Raw genomic sequence first — 16,078 nt, 5'->3', positions numbered from 1 at the left:
CCTCCCCCTCGGCTTCACCCTCAACACTCTCCTCTACGCCGGCGTGACGCTGGGCCTCATCGAGGGCGTCGCGTTCACGCGGCGGCGGAGGCGGCGCAACAAAGGCCGTTGCCCCTCGTGCGGCTACGACCGCGGCGGGATCGCAGTTGACGCGGCGTGCCCGGAGTGCGGGGGGAAGGCGTGAGGAAGCACTGGGCCATCAAGCTTGCCCGCGTGGGGGTGTGCCTGCTCGCGGGCGCGGCGGTGACGTGGGGGGTGGCGTGGGGGTTCGGGCTGAAACGGAACCAGCTGCCGCCTCCAATGACTCCGAACATCCCGAAGGAGCGGCCGCCGGGCGCACCGGAGTGGCACCAAATTTGGGAGTTCGCCGACCGTGGGCGCACGGTGCGGGACTTCGTCGCGCCGTGGAAGACCGAAGACGAAGTCCGCTGGCGGATCGTGACGGACTATGGGTGGCCCCTGCGGTCCTTGCGTCACGACTTCATGATGGAAACCGTGGGCGGTGAGGTTGTCGTCAGCACCGCCATCGACGTGCCCGCCCCCTGGACGTCTCTCCCCGGTGACCGCCGGTTCCTCCCGATGGTGATCCTCCCCCTCGGCTTCGCCCTCAACACCCTCCTCGCGGCGGGCGTGCTGCTGGGGGTAGTGGAGTCTTTCGCGTTCGCGCGTGGGCGGAGGCGTCGACGCAAGGGCCGCTGCTTCACGTGCGGCTACGACCGCAGCGGGATCGCGAGTGATGCGCCGTGCCCGGAGTGCGGGGGGGTGAGAGCTCTCTGCATCACCCGGGCGATGCAGCCCGCGCCCCCAAACGCCTCGGAGTGTGGCCGGTATGACCAGTGACAAGAAGGCCGCCTGCCGTGCACTGATGTCGACGTTCATGAGCCACCCATTCGCCCGGGTGCGGGTGGTTGAGAGCACGGACGGCACGCCCGAATACGAGTCGCTTGCGCTGATGTCCGCAACTCGGCTCCGCCAGGACGTGCGGCGGGTTGGAGACACCGCGCCGATGTGGGGCCGGTCTTCCGACGGCACGGTGGCGCGTGAGTACATCGTGTCGCACTCGGCCGAGAAGGGGGCGACGACGGCGTCGGCTGAGTATCCGTGCGGTGCCGGGGCGTGGGGCAAGCTGCTCCCGCCTTCGCTCGCGTGCCAGCTTGCAACGGTCACCGGTTCCTGGCTGGTGCGGGACGCGTACGTGCCGAACCGGATGAGGGAGATCGTTGAACACTCCCAAGATGTTGAGACCGTGATCTATCGCGGCACTGCCCATCACCGGTACTCATGGATGTACGACGTCGCGCCACCCCCGGCATCACGGCTGGTCCGCGCATCGCACGAGGTGTGGTTGGATCAGCAGGCACACACGCCCTCCGTGTGGACCCGAACGCAGGTGTACACCTGGGGCAGCATCGAGAGACGCAGCGACATCACGGTGGACTTTCACGGCACTGATTCCGGCTGGCGCTGGGATGTCGAGGCAAAGGCCACTTGGGACGCTCCGCGAAGGTGTCGGTAGGGCGTCGCCGTGTGGCTTGGACCGCTTGACCGACACCAGCGGGTCGGCCGATTTTGTGCGGGCGCGCGGGGGACGTTCGCAACGAGCCCGGAACGCAGTGACAGGTGCTGGGTGGAACCCTGTACGCAGGGCGGCACAAAGGGCCCGCTCACTGCGTTCGGGGCTCGTTACACACGCAACCGCGGGGTCGGGCCTCGCACGTGATGGGGCGGCGCTCGCACGTGAGGGCGGAGCTCACGCACGTGCTCCAGGGGCGTTTGCACGTGACGGAGGAGCAAACGCACGTGACTCAGGAGCATTCGCACGTGATTGAGGAGCAAACGCACGTGGCTGAGGAGCATCGGCACGTGCGTGAGCTCCATTCGCACGTGTGAATGGAGCACCTTCAGACCACAACGCCCCCCGAATCAGCCCCGCTGCGGCTCTGTGAACGCGGTTCTTGGCACCATCACGTTGGGGAGGGGGGGCGCGGGCAGGGTCCGGGAACTCCCGATGACCGGCTTTGAAGGCCACGACCGTCAGAGCACGGTCGTGGCACGGGGGGCACGGTCGTGGCACCTTCACGCGACTTACACTCCCCCCTCGCATGATCACCTGCAAGGCCGACCCCAGCATCCAGCGGATCACATCGGGGAACTTCCAGTTCCCGCTGGGGGCGTACCCGGTGGAGCCGCTGACGCCGCGGCAGGGGTACAGCGTGCACTTTGAGCCTGCGGACGGGGACGACGAGTCGGGCGAGTGGGAGGAGTGGCCCGACCGCTACGTGTACGACGCGGTGATCAGCGCCGAGCGGGTGGAGCCCTTGTGCCGCATGCTGTTCAGCCTCTTCCCGGGGCGGGTGTACCCGATCCTGGATGTGCTGGGGCACGACGCGTACCGCGAGATTGATCCTTACATCTCGTACGACCTGGTGGGGCTGGACCGGTTTACGGACGCGGTGCGGCGGTTCAGGGACTTCCTCTTCGAGGACGGGATGTGCGGCTTCGGGGCGATGAGCGAGGAGCCGTTCTTCTACATCTTCATCGACGAGCACAAGATCATCACGCTGCGGTGTGAGCCGGGGATCAAGGAGAAGGTGGAGAAGATCCTCGCGGCCTTCGACCTCGAGCAGGTGGAGGAGCCCGCCGGCGCCGACGCCGCGGCCCACGAGCACCGCGGGGTGCTGATGGTGCCCAGCGACAAGCCCGACCTGCTGAGCCAGGAGGAGATCGTGGAGCGGCTCAAGGACGAGTGGTCGCTGCTGCTCAATGTTGATCCGGACACGAACATCGACGACGAGGGGCGGGACCTGGGCGTGACGCCGTGGCGGGTGATCGTGCGGTGCGAGTACGAGCACAAGCCGGCGCGGTACGCCGAGGTCTTAGTCGATGCGCCGAACCTGCGCGAGGCCGAGGAGGTCGCCTTCGACGCCGTGGACGAACTGGTGAGCCTGGACCCGCCGGACGCCAAAGGTCCTGTGAGTCCTATGAGTCCTATCGCTCCTATTGCGGAGGCGGCCGGGACCACCAAGGCCCCCGAGACCCCGACCACCCCCAACGACGCCCCGGAGGAAGAGGTGACGTGGGAGGACGCGGTCATCGTGGCCGCGGACCGCGTGAGCGACGAGCTGCTGCAGAAGCTGATGGACGCGGCGCAAGCGTCGGTCGGGCGGAGGGTTACGGGCAACGACCCGCGGCGTCTGCGCGGGGGTACGGGCGGAAGTGAGAGTGGCGGCGGTGGGGGTGGGGGCGTGCACTCGGCGCGGTGGCTGGCGTGAGAAAAAGAGCAACTGGGCAAATGGCAAAGGGCAAATGGCATTGCCGGAAGGGATCGGTACGGGGTTCTGACTTGCCCTTTGCCGATTTGCCCTTTGGACCTTTTGCCTTCCGGTTTGCATCCCCCCGCGCCAGTCATTATCTTCCGCACTCGGCCGGAACCGGTGCGCGTCGGTAGCCATACCGACTTGCACGTGCCCGAAACGCTGTGACTGCTCCGCGCTGGTGCGCGGGATGGACGCGGCGGAGGGGCGTTCCCTGCCAGCCTTGATGCGCCGCCCGGGTGTCGCTGCCGCGTACGCAGCCCCGGGCACGCGGCCTGTGAAGGGCTTGGGCTGAGGGGAACACGTGAACCGGCGCGACGCTGCGAAGCTGCCTGGATGCAGGCCAGCGGACTCAGTGTTCTGTGGCCGGCGCTCCCGGCGCGAGGCCGGTGTTCCGGTGCCGGAAGTTCCGGCGGTCAGTGGTTGAGTTTCTGGAGACGACGCATGCACAGCTCCCCACGCTCGGTCCGCACCCTGCTCGCCGCCGCCGGCCTGGCCGTCGCGGCGTACGCCGCGCCTTACGCGATGGCGCAGAGCACGCCCGACACCACGACCGATGCTCCAAAGCAGAGCAGCGGGGCCAAGGCCACGCTCGACAAGGCGGCGGACCTTGTGGCCGCGGGCAAGTTCGTGCAGGCCAAGACGCTTGTGGCGGGGCTGACCAGCGAGGGCGGGCTGACGCTCTCCGATGAGGAGCGCACGCGGGCCCTGAACATCCTCACCAACGCCAACCGCCGCATCAAGGCGCTCTCGCCGGTGGAGCTGAGCCTGCAGACCGCCGCCGACGCCGTGGAGCGCGGCGACCTCCGCATGGCCGAGCGGCAGCTGGCCGCGGTGGCGACCAACGCGAAGGCCACCCGCGCCCAGGACGACGAGGCCAGGGGCCTCATGGAGCAGGTGAAGGCCAAGCGCACCGAGATGGTGCCGCACGTGGCGGGCCTGATCGCCCAGGCCAAGGGCGACTTCGATGCCGGCCGCTACGCCGACGCCAAGGCGGCCCTCGACGCCGTGTACCGCTCCGGCGCGGAACTGAGCGAGGTGCAGGAGGACACGATCGTCTCCTACCAGACGAAGATCGTGGACCTCGAGACCAAGCAGGGCTCGCTGTTCCGTGCGAGCGCGGGCATGATGCAGCCGGGCGTGATCCGCCCGCGCGACCCGCAGCCGGCGCAGCCCGAGACCCCGCCCGCAACGCCCCCGTCCGAGCCCGCCCCGTCCAACCCAGCCCCGGCCCCCGCGCAGCCGGTTGATCCGGTCCCGGACCAGCCCGCGGCCCCCGCACCCGCCCCGGCCACCACGCCCCTGACGGAGCCCGCGCCGGCGCCCGTGCAGCCCGAGAGCGACCCGATTAACCGCGCCCGCCGCCTTGAGGCGCAGGCCATCCTCGCCGAGGCGAACCAGCACTTCGACGCCGCCCAGTACAACAACGCCGCCGCCAAGTACAACCGCGCCCTGACCGAGTACGGCCAGTGGCTCACGGGCGAAGAGTCGAACATGGCCCGCAACCGCATGGCCGAGGCCCGCACCCGCCTGCACGAGGGCAACCCCACCGACCTGATCGACATCGCCGCCCGCAACAAGCTGCGCCACGACAACGCGGTGGCCGGCTTCATCAACAACATGGAGCGGGCCCGGCGCGCCCTGCAGACCGGCGACTTCAACACCGCCGTCGACCTCGTCGCCGCCGCTCGCCTGGAGATCAACAGCAGCGCCCAGTACTTCTCGCAGAGCGAGTACGACCAGCGGATGGCCGAGGCCAACGCCCTGCGGACGGAGATCGACACGGCCCGCCTGGAGGCCGACCGCGTCCGCATTCAGATCACCGAGACCGAGCTGCGGGTGCAGGCCGAGGAGGCCCGCCGCGTCGCCATCCTCGAGCGCGAGGCCAAGATCAACGAGTCCCTCGCCCGCGTCCGCGCCCTGCAGCGCGAGATGAAGTACGACGAGGCCCTGCAGGTCGTGGACCAGATCCTGTTCCTGGACCCCATCAATCCCACCGGCCTGATCCTTCGCGACGTGCTGACCGACGCGAAGATGTACACGATCTACTACGACACCCAGCGCACCAAGCGCTACTCCTACGCCAACCAGAGCCTGGATAACCAGGACGCGCTCATCGCGCCGCTGAACATCCTCGATTACCCCAGCGACTGGCCCAAGATCACCTACAGCCGCGGCGAGCCCGCCGCTTTCGCCGACGCTGAGGAGAACCGGCGCGTGCTGGCGACCCTGCAGACCAAGCGCATCCCCGCGAACTTCACCGAGAACCCCCTCTCGGCGGTCTTCACCTACATCGAGCAGGTCGCCAACGTCAACATGGACGTCGACTGGCCGCAGCTGGAGACCAAGGGCATTGACGCCGAGACGCCGGTGACGCTCAAGCTCACCAACGTCAGCATCGAGACCGTGCTCGACCGCATCGTGGAGAAGGTCAGCCAGGACCCCACCAGCGGCGCCGCCTGGGCGATCCAGAACGGCGTGCTCACGATCAGCAGCCGCGAGCAGATCAACAAGAACAAGGTCCTGTCGATCTACGACATCCGCGACCTGCTCATCGAGGTGCCCGACTACGCCAACGCCCCCGAGTTCGACCTGCAGACCGTGCTGCAGAACCAGGGCGGTCGCGGCGGCGGCGGTGGCGGCCAGTCGCCCTTCCGCGACAACAACCAGCAGCCCCCGCCCCGGCGCACGCTCCAGGAGCGCACGCAGGACATCGTTGACATCATCACGACCAACGTGGACACCACGGGTTGGCAGGCCAACGGCGGCGATGTCGGCGCGATCCAGGAGCTGCAGGGCAGCCTGATCATCACCAACACGCCCGCCAACCACCGTGCCGTGCAGGGCCTGCTCCGCAAGCTCCGCGATGTGCGCAGCATGCAGATCAACGTCGAGACCCGCTTCCTGCTCGTCAGCCAGGACTTCTTCGAGCAGGTCGGCTTCGACATCGACGTGTACTTCAACGCCAACAACAACCAGGTCCGCGCCGCCCGCGGCCAGCGCCGCGACGCTCAGGCGTCCGACTTCTTCGACTTCACCCAGGGCGGGTACCAGGGCGGCGTCTACAGCAGGCCCGACGTCGACCTCAACGCCGACGGCACCATCACCGGCAACGAGGCCGCCGGCAACTTCTACGGCCAGCGCCCCAGCCACCTCTCGCCCATCGGCGTGGGGCAGAACAGCCTGGGCCTGACTGAGGGCCTGTCCTCCGGCTCCTTCGCTAACAGCGTGCTGGGCTCGGCCCCCGCGATGGGCATCGCGGGCCAGTTCCTGGACGACATCCAGGTCGACTTCCTGATCAAGGCCACGCAGGCCGACCGCCGCACGGTCGCCCTGACCGCCCCGCGCCTGACCTTCACCAACGGCCAGACGTCCAACATCTACGTCGCCACGCAGATCGCCTTCGTGTCTGACCTCCAGCCGGTGGTCAGCGAGTCGGCGGTCGGCTTCGACCCCACGGTCGACGCCGTGACCGAGGGCGTCCGCATGCTGGTGGAGGGCACCGTCTCGGCCGACCGCCGCTATGTGACGCTGAACATCGACGCCGCGGTGGCCAAGGTCGAGGGGTTCCAGAACACCCCGATCTCCGCCGTCGCCGGCGGCCAGCTGGTGAACTCCGCGGCGACGCAGAGCTTCATCCAGCGTCCCACCGTGACCGTCACCCGCGTGCAGACGACGGTGACCGTGCCCGACCAGGGCACCATCCTCCTCGGCGGCCAGCGCCTGGTCACCGAGCAGGAGGTGGAGACGGGCGTGCCGGTGCTGAGCAAGGTGCCGGTGCTCAACCGCTTCTTCAGCAACCGCATCACCAGCAAGGAAGAGCAGACCCTGCTCATCCTGCTCAAGCCCACCATCCTCATCCAGAACGAGGAGGAGGAGCGCGCGTTCCCCGGCAACTCCGAGGCGTTCCGCTACTACACGACCCCCTGAGTTGATCCTGCTGTCAAACCCAAAGGCCCGGGCGCTCCTGCCCGGGCCTTTTTCGTTCCAGCGGCAGGACCCACCAACGCCCAGAACCCGCTAGAATCGCGGCCACAGGAGAGCCTCCATGCCCCCCGAGTCACGCATCCGGGTCAAGCGCATCAACGACGTCACGCAGGTGGAGTTCCTCGACCGCAACATCCTGGACGAGGGCAACATCCAGGTCATCGGCGACGAGATCGCCGCCCTCGTCGACGCCACGCCCAACCCCAAGCTGCTGCTCTCCTTCGCCAACGTCGAGCACCTCTCCTCCGCGGCCCTGGGCACGCTGATCACCATCAACAACCGCGTGAAGCAGCGGCAGGGCCAGCTGCGGCTCAGCAACATCGACCCGCAGATCTACGAGGTCTTCACCATCACCCGCCTCAACAAGCTCTTCAGCATCCACCCCACCGCGGAAGAGGCGATCAAGAGCCTGGCCTGACAGCCAACCGGCGCGCCCCCGCGCCCACCGAACCACGATGCACGCGTGATGGCCGCCGCGCTCCCACCCTCGCACCTCCGACTCGAGCTCATCAACGAGCGGGCCGCCATCGACAGCGCACAGAACGACCTGGTCGCCGAGCTCGAGAAGCGCGGCTACCCCAAGGCCTCGCTCTTTGCCGTGCGGCTCGCCGTCCACGAGGCCCTCACCAACGCCTTCGTCCACGGCCACAAGAACCTGCCCGACCAGCCCGTGCGCTTCGAGTACACCGTCGCCGACGACCACGCGGAGATTGAGATCGAGGACCGCGGGCCCGGCTTCGACCCCGCCAGCATCCCCGACCCCACGCTCGATGAAAACCTCGAACGCGGCTGCGGGCGCGGCCTGCTGCTCATCCGCGCCTACATGAGCATCGCAGAGTACAGCGCCAGCGGGAACGTGCTGCGGATGGTGTACCAGCGGCCATGATCTCTGTTCATGGTGGGTGATTCTTTTCTATCAGGAACACACATGCGAATCTTCGTTGCTGGGCTGGTGCTCGGGCTGTTGGTTTCGGCCGCCGCGGGGCAGCTGTCGCGTGAGAAGCAGGGCGGGGGCACGCCGGCGGTCAAGCTCATGAAGCCCGGCGCGGGTGAGGCAGCCCGCGTGCTGGCCTACGCCATCCCCGACGGCACCAGGCTGCAGTGCGAGGTTGACGTCAAGATCAGCAGCACGAAGGGCGAAGCCGACGGGAAGAAGAGCACGAACGTGCTCAAGAGGGAGCGCTTCGAGGTCCAGCTCACAGTCGCGGGCAAGGAGCCGGGCGGTTACCGCGTGTTCGTAAAAGTGCAGGACCTTGCGTTCCTGACCGCCGACGGCAAGCGGGCGACGGACGCCCTCAGCCGCATGATCGAGGCGGGGTTCAAGGGTTCCCAGGGCGAGTTCCTGCTGCCTGACCATGCGCTCCCGACGGGGCTGCGGCTGAAGGATGAGGCCCACGGCACCAGCGTGGAGCACATCCTGCTCCCCATCGCGGCGTTGTTCGGGCCCTACCCCGCGGAGCCGGTTGGAACGGGAGCGCGTTGGTCGGCGCCGGCGCTGTACTTCGGCGACCGTACGCTCGAGGAGCCCCCGGCGGACGACATCGAAACCTTCGAGCTCACGTCCCGCGGCGACGAGCTTGAAGTGCGGCGCTCGCGACAGCAGGGGGCGTTCCCAGAGGTGATGGGCGGCGTGGCAGTGGGGAGGCTGATGAACAGCCCCAGGGTGTCGTACTCAAGCCTCGTTCGCGTGAACCCGAAGACGCTGCTGCCCACCGCTGGGCGCGTGCAGCGGGAGATCACCTCCGTGGAGATGGTCGAAGGGCGGCCGGTCTCCAGCACGGAGACGCAGGCGTGGACCGTGATCGTGAGCGAGGTCCGGCGCGAGCAGCCGCCAGCGGGCGAGTCGAAGGCGCCGCCCGAGCCCACGCTGAAGGTGATCGATGCGGGCATCGAGCCGCGTGCCGACCTGACGCCACGCCCGAAGATCGGCGAGATCGGCGAGTACGAGCTGCGCTTGAAGCAGGGCGAGCGGAAAGCGTTCGCCGACAAGCAGGACCCGGTGCCGCTGGAGCCGGAGGTAGCGCTGCGGTTCACGCTTTCGGTTGCGGAGGTGAGCGGGGGGTGGGCTGCCTGTGACCTGTCGGTGCTCTCTGCGGAGTTCGTCGGCGACAAGGCGGGTATTCCGGAGTCGAAGCGGGCCGCCTGGGAGCAGGAGTTGGCGGCGATGAAGGGTCTGAAGTCGCGGGCGCGTTTCTCGCTCACGTCGCCGAAGGTGGAGTTCGACGGAAAGGCGGCCGGGCTCCTCACCGCGATCGAGCATGTGCGGATGGCACTTCCCGCTGGGCCGCTGGGAGTGCAGGCGTCGTGGAAGGCGGAGCAGCCGCCGGAGGTGGCCAAGCTCTTTGCGGAGCGAGGCGGCACGTACACCTCGGCGGGGGCTGTCAAGGCCATCGTTGATGGCGCCTACCAGATCGAATCAACAACCGGCGTGAACGTTTCCGAGAAGCGTGGCGAGGTCACCTCCAACGTGGACTCGCGCGAGACCCGCATGTGCGTGCTCAGGCCCGGTGACCTGCTGCCGTCATCCGGGCAGCACTCGCTCCGCGTCAGGATCCGCTCGCAGTCCAAGCCAGAGATCGTCGTGTACATCGATCAGGAAGCGCACGTGACGCTGCAGAAGCTCCGCTGACCCAGAACGCCGCGTGGGTTGAGCAGCAAAGCAACGGAAAGGGCCCGCGCGCTGATGATCGCGCGGGCCCTTGTATGTCCGACTCGTGACAGCGCGAGTGCGCCATCATGGTGTGGCCGCTCAGCGGCGGCGCCGCACCGCCAGCCCGCACAGGCCCGCGGCCGCGAGGGCGGCGGTGGTGGGCAGCGGGATCACGCCGTTGGGCGGGTTGTTGACGAAGGCGTCGCTGTCCCCCGTGGCCCCGATGGACTGCACGTGGAAGCCGATGCGCAGGGCCCCGCTGTTGAGGGCCGCGAGCACGTCCGCGAAGTTGTTGCCGCCCAGCAGGTCATAGGACACCACCAGCACATCACCCGCGGCGTTGATGCCGTTGTTCGGGTTGCCCGAGGCGCCCACGCTCAGGGTGGCATCGGCCTGGAAGGGCGGGGTGAGGTTCTGCCCGCCGGGAAGATTGGGGGGGGTCACGCCACCGCTGGTGAAGTTGGTGCCCGTCTGTGTCACGAACGAGTCGAAGGCCAGCAGGTCGGCGCGATCATCGAAGTAGATCGACATGATGCTGCTGGCGATCGTGGCATTGTTGGTGAAGCGGAAGGTCACGGTGTCGCCCGGGCCGTCGTCCACCACGGCGGTGAACTGGCTGGCCACGTCCACCGGGGCGTTGCCGTTGATGCGGCTGAAGGAAAGGGTGACCGGCTGCGCCAGCGCGGGCGCGGCCAGGGCCAGTGCGGCCAGTACAGCAATGTTTCTCATCGTCCGAGCTCCTTGGATGAACAAGCCCCGCCGGGGGAATCACGAAGGCGGTGCAGGGCCAAAGGTGCGGGACAGATGACCGCTGTGCGCGGGCGTGATCGCCGTGAGCCGGTGATCAGCCCGGACCATGCGCGAGCGCCCCCGGCTGAGCCGCGATTGCGTTCGTGCGGCCCATGTCAGATTTATGTGCCAATCGGAGAACCGACTGGGGCGTGCGGTGCTCGGGGTCGGGTGAGCGCTGCAAATCAGTCAGGTCCTGGAACGCACAAGGTCCGGCGTTGCCACGCCGTCCCTCGAGCGCCCACGGGAGTGCCGCGGGCAGGCCGACAGGACGTGCCCGTCTCGGCGGGACGGGGTACCCAGAGGGTTACTTGACACGCCTGTACACTGGCGCGACGGAGGCCCCCATGCGTACACCCCGCGGCGCGTTCCTTCTCGCCCTTGTCACCACCATCCCCGGGCTGGCGCTCAGCGTTAGCGGCGGGGACTGGACCAACGCGGGCGGCAACCAGGGACGCAACGGCCTGTCGAGCGAGCTGGGGCCGGATAGCGCAACGGACGTGCTGTGGACGGGAGGGCGGAGCTCGATGATCGCCTGGCAGCCGGTGATCGCGGGCCGCCGGGTGTTCGTCGTGCGGCAGTCGCAGTTCATGCCAGAGCAGACGGGGTCGCCCGTGGTGTGCATGGACCTTGATGACGGCCACGAGGTGTGGTTCAAGACCATCCCCGCCAATCAGGGTGACTGGACCACGTGGCTCGCCGGCGTCAGCCACGGGCGCGTGTTCGTCTCCCGCAGCGGCAACGGCGCGACGGTGAGCGCCAAGCTGTGGGCCCTTGACGCGGCGAGCGGCAACCACCTGTGGCCGACCGGCAGCCAGGACCTCATCGACGCCGGTCCGTACGACGGCGTGGTCTTCGCCGATGACGGCGACCCGGTGGTCGCGAGCTTCCGCACCATCAAGCGCATCAATGCCGAGGACGGCACGACGGTGTGGACGGCCGCGCGGGTGGGCTCGGTGAGCGGCAACTGCGGCGGGGCCATCCACAACGGCGCCGTGTACGTGGCCGATGCGGTGGTGGGGGGGCACGCGATCAAGAAGTTCGACCTGGTCACCGGCGCGTTCCTGTACCAGAGCCCGGTGATGGCGGGTTTCACCATTCAGAACACGCCGATGGTCTCGCCCGACGGCACGATCTACCTCTCGCGGGTGCAGAACAACGCGGGGGTGGACTACTTCTACGCCATCAACGACAACGGCTCGCAGATGAGCATCCGCTGGTCGGCGCCCGCGGGGTACTCCACCAGCAGCGAGTTCGCCGTGGGCAATGACGGCAGCGTATACATGTGGGGGCCGGTGGTGCAGAACGCGGCCTTCATTGAGCGCCGCGCCGCCGCGGACGGGGCGCTCATCAGCCAGACTGAGGCCCGCATCCCCGCCGACTTCGCCGCCCCCCGTCTTGCGGTGGACCGCGATGGGCGGGTGTACTTCTCCAACGGCGCCTTCAGCAACGGGCGGCTGTACTCGTTCAATGCCGACCTGACGCAGCGCTGGTCGATCCCCGTGCCCAACATCAACATCGGCGCCCCCGCGCTGGGCGAGGGCGGCACGCTGGTGGTCGCGGGCGTGGGGACCAACATCTTCGCCCTCCGCACCGACCGCCCGCCCGCCTGCGGCACGGCGGACTACAACGGCGACGGCGACATTGGCACCGACCAGGACATCGAGGCCTTCTTCGCCTGCCTGGGCGGGAGCTGCTGCGCGACCTGCTTCGAGGGCGGCAGCGACTTCAACGCCGACGGCGACGCGGGGACTGACCAGGACATCGAGAGCTTCTTCCGCGTGCTGGGCGGGGGGCCGTGCTGAGGTAGTGCCGAGCTCAACTGCGGCGTGCCATCGAGATGTCCTCATCTTGATGTTCTGCGGCGCCAGTCTCGAGCACTCCCCAAGGTGTGCGGCTCCGGCCCAAGGATGAGCGCCACGTTAGCGGCCGCTCAACGGCTCTCACGCTCTCAGGAGCACGCCCGGGCTCTGATTGGGGGGAGATACCCCATCAACCGGCCAGCATCCACCCCGTAACTTGGGCTGCACCGCTGGAAGTGAGCCTCGGCCACGACCATGCGTGCCCAAGTCACGGAGGTCCGATGAAGAAGTCTTCAGCTTTCCTGCTCGCGGCCGTTGCCGCCACGCTCGCCACCCAGGCCGGCGCGGCGATCACCAGCTACGACCTGTTCGCGAGCAACTACCACTGGCAGTACGGCACCACCCCGACGCCCGCGTACGCCTTCACTTTCTACACCCGCATCGTCAGCAGCAACCCCGCCGACTTCACCAACGCCAGCGCGGTCCACACCACCGGCATCACGCCCCCAATGGCGATGACGGACCGGGGCTCGGAGTTCTCGTACACCTCGCCGACCTACACCACCGCCGCGGCCCGCAACGCCGCGTTCCCCACCGGCACCTACGCGTTCCAGGTCTCGGGCGGCACGATGGGAGCGCTGAACGCCTTCCGCCAGTACTCGAGCAACAACCAGTTCCCGCTCCTGCCGCCCGCGTTTACCAACATCGCGGGCCTGCGGAACGTTGATATCCGCAACGACCTTGACATTCCGCTCAGCAACTTCAGCATGCCTACCGGCGTGACCGGTCACACCTTCATCGCTGTATTCGACGGTGACGAGATCGTGGCCGAGGGGGACAGCACCCCCAACGCCGGCGCCTTCACGCTTCCGGGCAACCTGCTGCTTCCCAACAAGCAGTACACCATCTCCGTGTACTACACCTGCCGGGCACGGACCGAGGCCGCGGGGTTCAGCGGGGCGAGTTCGGACACGGGCTGGGACGCGATCACCTCGACGTCCCTGACAACTGCCCACGTGTGCAGCAGCAGCGACTTCAACGGCGACGGCGACGCCGGCACTGACCAGGACATCGAGGCGTTCTTCGCATGCATCGGCGGCAACTGCTGCCCGACCTGCTGGGTGGGCGGCGCCGACTTCAACAGCGACGGCGACGCCGCGACGGACCAGGACATCGAAGCCTTCTTCCGGGTCCTTGGCGGCGGGAACTGCTGACAAGAACGGAACACGAACAACGAGAAGAGAACGGGGCACCGGTTCGCCGGGCCCCGTTTCGTTTCAGGGCAGGTCTTTGTCAAGGCAGGTCTCGCGAGGGGCGCGGGGGCGCGGAGAACGGAACAGAGCCTGAGACTTTGAGGGGCCTTGCAAACCGGTCCCCTGTCTTCCTCCGCGCCCCCGCGATCTCCGCGAGAGACCTGCCTTTGAATCCTGATTCTCTGGAGTTCGGAAACTCTGGAATTGTGGTCGTGCCGCTGCAAGAAACCGGCCCCTCGCGGGAAGTCAGAACGACGCCGGTCCGCGAAATCGCTGGACCCCTGCGGCGTTTCTGCTAGCGTGTCCACCCGAGAGGGGTTCAAATAATGGATTCTGAATCTGGTACCGACCGTCGTCTGCTCCTGGCCGGGCTTGGTCTTGCGGGCGCCGCGATGCTCTCGCGCGCCGCGAAGGCCGGGCCGCTCGACCCGCCCCCCGGGCCGATCACGTCCACCGGCAAGACCACGCAGGAGATCTTCAGCCAGCTCTCGCTGACCGACCGCAAGGTGACGCGCACGCCCAACGGCTGCGCCGAGCCGCGGCGCAACGTTGAGAGCTGCCCCTCCTCCGCCGACGCGATGTTCGTGATCACCGAACCCGGCGCCTACTGCCTCACCGGCGACGTCACCGGCCAGCCGGGCCGCTGCTGCATCCGCATCGACTGCGACGACGTCGACCTCGACTGCCAGGGCTTCAACTTCCGCGGCATGCAGGGCACGCAGGCCTGCATCACCGCCACCGAGCGGCAGAACATCGAGATCTATGACGCGTGCTTCACCGGCTGGACGGGGGCCGCGTGCGTTGACCTGGGCACCTGCCCCAGTTCCTTCGTGAGCGACTGCACGTTCCGCCGCTGCACCTGCCCCGCCGGCTACTCGGTCGCCCGTTGCGGGCCGGGGAGCGAGGTCTACGACTGCGAGTGGCGGCAGTGCGAAGGTGAGGCGTGCAGCGTTGGTTCGGGCAGCTGCGTGGAGGAGTGTGCCGTGGTGGGCGGCAGCGGCGGCGCGATCCGCTGCGGCGACGGCTCGTGCATCACCTGCTGCGATGTGCTGAGCCACCAGGGTCCCGCGTTCACCTGCGGCAGCCAGTGCTGCCTCGACGAGTGCAAGAGCGTGCTCAGCCATGGCTCCACCTGCCAGATGCAGTGCAACGTCGGGTACTGCGTGTTCTCCAACACGGTGCCCAGCCCGGTGAGCAGCGCGGCCCTGACGATCACGGGCGGGCGCTGCTGCATCGAAGAGAACAGCTTCTCCAACTGCCCGATCGGCATCCACGTCGCGCCCGGCGCAGACGGCTGCCTGATCGACGGCAACCAGTTCGCGGGCGGCGGTGGGGGCAGCGGCTCGGTCAGCATGGCGGTCGTGGTCGACTCGAGCGTGACGCGCTGCCTCTGCACCTGCAACTGCGCCCAGGGCTACGACGCGGCCTCACCGCCGTTCGACTTCGGCAGCAGCTCCTTCGGGCCCATCACGATGTGCCCCCCCGGCGACATCCGCCCAGCCAATGGCTCGAGCAACCCGTGGTCGAACCTGGTGTCCTGAGTTGCGGAGGCTCGCCATGAACGCCATCCGCACCGCACCCGTGCTCGCAGCAGCCCTAGGTCTTGCAGCCATTGCGTTCGACGCGCGGGCTCAAGCCACCATCGACCCAGCGCACACCTTCTGCTGGGGCGAGAACGCGGGCTGGATCAACTGGGGCTCTTCGTCGTCGGCGAGCGTGACCATCGCGCCTTCGTACCTCGCGGGGCATCTGTGGGCGGAGAACCTCGGCTGGATCACCCTGGGTGATGGGCCGGGCAGCGCCGGCCAGTACGCCAACACCTCAGGCCTTGACCACGGCGTCAATGTCGACAACGCCACCGGCCACCTCAGCGGCTTTGCCTGGAGCGAGAACGCCGGGTGGATCAACTTCGGCGGCGGCGCCCTGGCCGACCCGCCGCAGCCCGCGCGCATCGACTTCTTCGACCGCCGCCTCCGCGGCTACGCGTGGGGCGAGAACATCGGCTGGATCAACCTCGACGACGCGAGCGTGTACGTGGGCACGGTCCCCGGCTGCGGCAGCCAGGACTTCAACGGCGACGGCGACTCCGGCACCGACGCAGACATCGAGGCGTTCTTCGCCTGCCTCGCGGGCAACTGCTGCTCCACATGCGGGAGCAGCGACTTCAATGCCGACGGCGATTACGGCACCGACGCCGACATCGAGAGCTTCTTCCGCGTGCTGGGCGGGTCGGCCTGCTGAACTGACGACAAGACGGAAGGCCGAACACGGAGTTCACGGAGA

At 68.1% G+C, this 16,078-nt stretch carries 13 protein-coding genes; 12 read left to right on the top strand and 1 reads right to left on the bottom strand.

Annotation, left to right across the window (positions count from 1 at the left end; genetic code table 11):
- The 8 genes from VD997_11115 to VD997_11080 all read left to right on the top strand — a co-directional run.
- Nucleotides 1–184: hypothetical protein (locus VD997_11115; GenBank protein ID HYE62533.1), on the top strand; the 184-nt coding region annotated here is incomplete at its 5' end.
- On the top strand, nucleotides 181–840 hold the full coding sequence (locus VD997_11110) for a hypothetical protein (protein HYE62532.1): 660 nt from the start codon (nucleotides 181–183) through the stop codon (nucleotides 838–840). The genes VD997_11115 and VD997_11110, both read left to right, overlap by 4 nt.
- Nucleotides 830–1,516 carry a hypothetical protein gene (locus VD997_11105; protein ID HYE62531.1) on the top strand — a complete coding sequence of 229 codons (687 nt, stop codon included), beginning with the start codon at nucleotides 830–832 and terminating at the stop codon, nucleotides 1,514–1,516. Before VD997_11110 ends, VD997_11105 begins: the two co-directional genes overlap by 11 nt.
- Nucleotides 1,517–2,102: 586 nt before the next feature.
- Nucleotides 2,103–3,272, top strand: a complete 1,170-nt coding sequence (locus tag VD997_11100; protein ID HYE62530.1) for a hypothetical protein — start codon at nucleotides 2,103–2,105, stop codon at nucleotides 3,270–3,272.
- 486 nt (nucleotides 3,273–3,758) lie between these two features.
- A complete protein-coding gene (locus tag VD997_11095; GenBank protein ID HYE62529.1) occupies nucleotides 3,759–7,244 on the top strand; it encodes a hypothetical protein in 3,486 nt (1,161 codons plus the stop codon).
- 118 nt (nucleotides 7,245–7,362) lie between these two features.
- Nucleotides 7,363–7,719, top strand: a complete 357-nt coding sequence (locus tag VD997_11090; protein HYE62528.1) for an STAS domain-containing protein — start codon at nucleotides 7,363–7,365, stop codon at nucleotides 7,717–7,719.
- 48 nt (nucleotides 7,720–7,767) lie between these two features.
- Entirely contained in the window at nucleotides 7,768–8,187 is a 420-nt protein-coding gene (locus VD997_11085; GenBank protein ID HYE62527.1) for an ATP-binding protein, read from the top strand.
- A 42-nt stretch (nucleotides 8,188–8,229) separates the two neighbouring features.
- Nucleotides 8,230–9,930: a hypothetical protein gene (locus VD997_11080; protein ID HYE62526.1), complete on the top strand. Its 1,701-nt coding sequence runs from the start codon at nucleotides 8,230–8,232 to the stop codon at nucleotides 9,928–9,930.
- 120 nt (nucleotides 9,931–10,050) lie between these two features.
- On the opposite strand, the gene VD997_11075 is transcribed toward VD997_11080, so the two are convergent.
- On the bottom strand, nucleotides 10,051–10,680 hold the full coding sequence (locus VD997_11075; protein ID HYE62525.1) for a hypothetical protein: 630 nt from the start codon (nucleotides 10,678–10,680) through the stop codon (nucleotides 10,051–10,053).
- A gap of 407 nt (nucleotides 10,681–11,087) precedes the next feature.
- On the opposite strand from VD997_11075, the gene VD997_11070 reads away from it, so the two are divergent.
- The 4 genes from VD997_11070 (at nucleotide 11,088) to VD997_11055 (ending at nucleotide 16,036) form a co-directional block, all read left to right on the top strand.
- Complete coding sequence (locus tag VD997_11070; protein HYE62524.1) at nucleotides 11,088–12,545, top strand: PQQ-binding-like beta-propeller repeat protein; 1,458 nt, start codon at nucleotides 11,088–11,090, stop codon at nucleotides 12,543–12,545.
- A 278-nt stretch (nucleotides 12,546–12,823) separates the two neighbouring features.
- The gene (locus tag VD997_11065) at nucleotides 12,824–13,756 is read left to right on the top strand and encodes a hypothetical protein (protein ID HYE62523.1); all 933 of its coding nucleotides are present in this window, start codon (nucleotides 12,824–12,826) and stop codon (nucleotides 13,754–13,756) included.
- A gap of 365 nt (nucleotides 13,757–14,121) precedes the next feature.
- Complete coding sequence (locus VD997_11060) at nucleotides 14,122–15,336, top strand: hypothetical protein (GenBank protein HYE62522.1); 1,215 nt, start codon at nucleotides 14,122–14,124, stop codon at nucleotides 15,334–15,336.
- 16 nt (nucleotides 15,337–15,352) lie between these two features.
- Complete coding sequence (locus tag VD997_11055; GenBank protein HYE62521.1) at nucleotides 15,353–16,036, top strand: hypothetical protein; 684 nt, start codon at nucleotides 15,353–15,355, stop codon at nucleotides 16,034–16,036.
- The last annotated feature ends 42 nt before the right edge of the window (nucleotides 16,037–16,078 follow it).

The organism is Phycisphaerales bacterium (genome assembly GCA_035627955.1).
Taxonomy (GTDB): domain Bacteria; phylum Planctomycetota; class Phycisphaerae; order Phycisphaerales; family UBA1924; genus JAEYTB01.
The sequence above is the reverse complement of the archived record's forward strand: the minus strand, read 5'-3'. Positions and strand labels throughout refer to the sequence as shown.

Excerpts from the sequence above, each read along its gene's own strand:
- VD997_11105 (HYE62531.1), top strand. The coding sequence starts at position 830 with ATGACCAGTGACAAGAAGGCCGCCTGCCGTGCACTGATGTCGACGTTC.
- VD997_11100 (HYE62530.1), top strand. The coding sequence starts at position 2,103 with ATGATCACCTGCAAGGCCGACCCCAGCATCCAGCGGATCACATCGGGG.
- VD997_11095 (HYE62529.1), top strand. The coding sequence starts at position 3,759 with ATGCACAGCTCCCCACGCTCGGTCCGCACCCTGCTCGCCGCCGCCGGC.
- VD997_11090 (HYE62528.1), top strand. The coding sequence starts at position 7,363 with ATGCCCCCCGAGTCACGCATCCGGGTCAAGCGCATCAACGACGTCACG.
- VD997_11085 (HYE62527.1), top strand. The coding sequence starts at position 7,768 with ATGGCCGCCGCGCTCCCACCCTCGCACCTCCGACTCGAGCTCATCAAC.
- VD997_11080 (HYE62526.1), top strand. The coding sequence starts at position 8,230 with ATGCGAATCTTCGTTGCTGGGCTGGTGCTCGGGCTGTTGGTTTCGGCC.
- VD997_11075 (HYE62525.1), bottom strand. The coding sequence starts at position 10,680 with ATGAGAAACATTGCTGTACTGGCCGCACTGGCCCTGGCCGCGCCCGCG.
- VD997_11070 (HYE62524.1), top strand. The coding sequence starts at position 11,088 with ATGCGTACACCCCGCGGCGCGTTCCTTCTCGCCCTTGTCACCACCATC.
- VD997_11065 (HYE62523.1), top strand. The coding sequence starts at position 12,824 with ATGAAGAAGTCTTCAGCTTTCCTGCTCGCGGCCGTTGCCGCCACGCTC.
- VD997_11060 (HYE62522.1), top strand. The coding sequence starts at position 14,122 with ATGGATTCTGAATCTGGTACCGACCGTCGTCTGCTCCTGGCCGGGCTT.
- VD997_11055 (HYE62521.1), top strand. The coding sequence starts at position 15,353 with ATGAACGCCATCCGCACCGCACCCGTGCTCGCAGCAGCCCTAGGTCTT.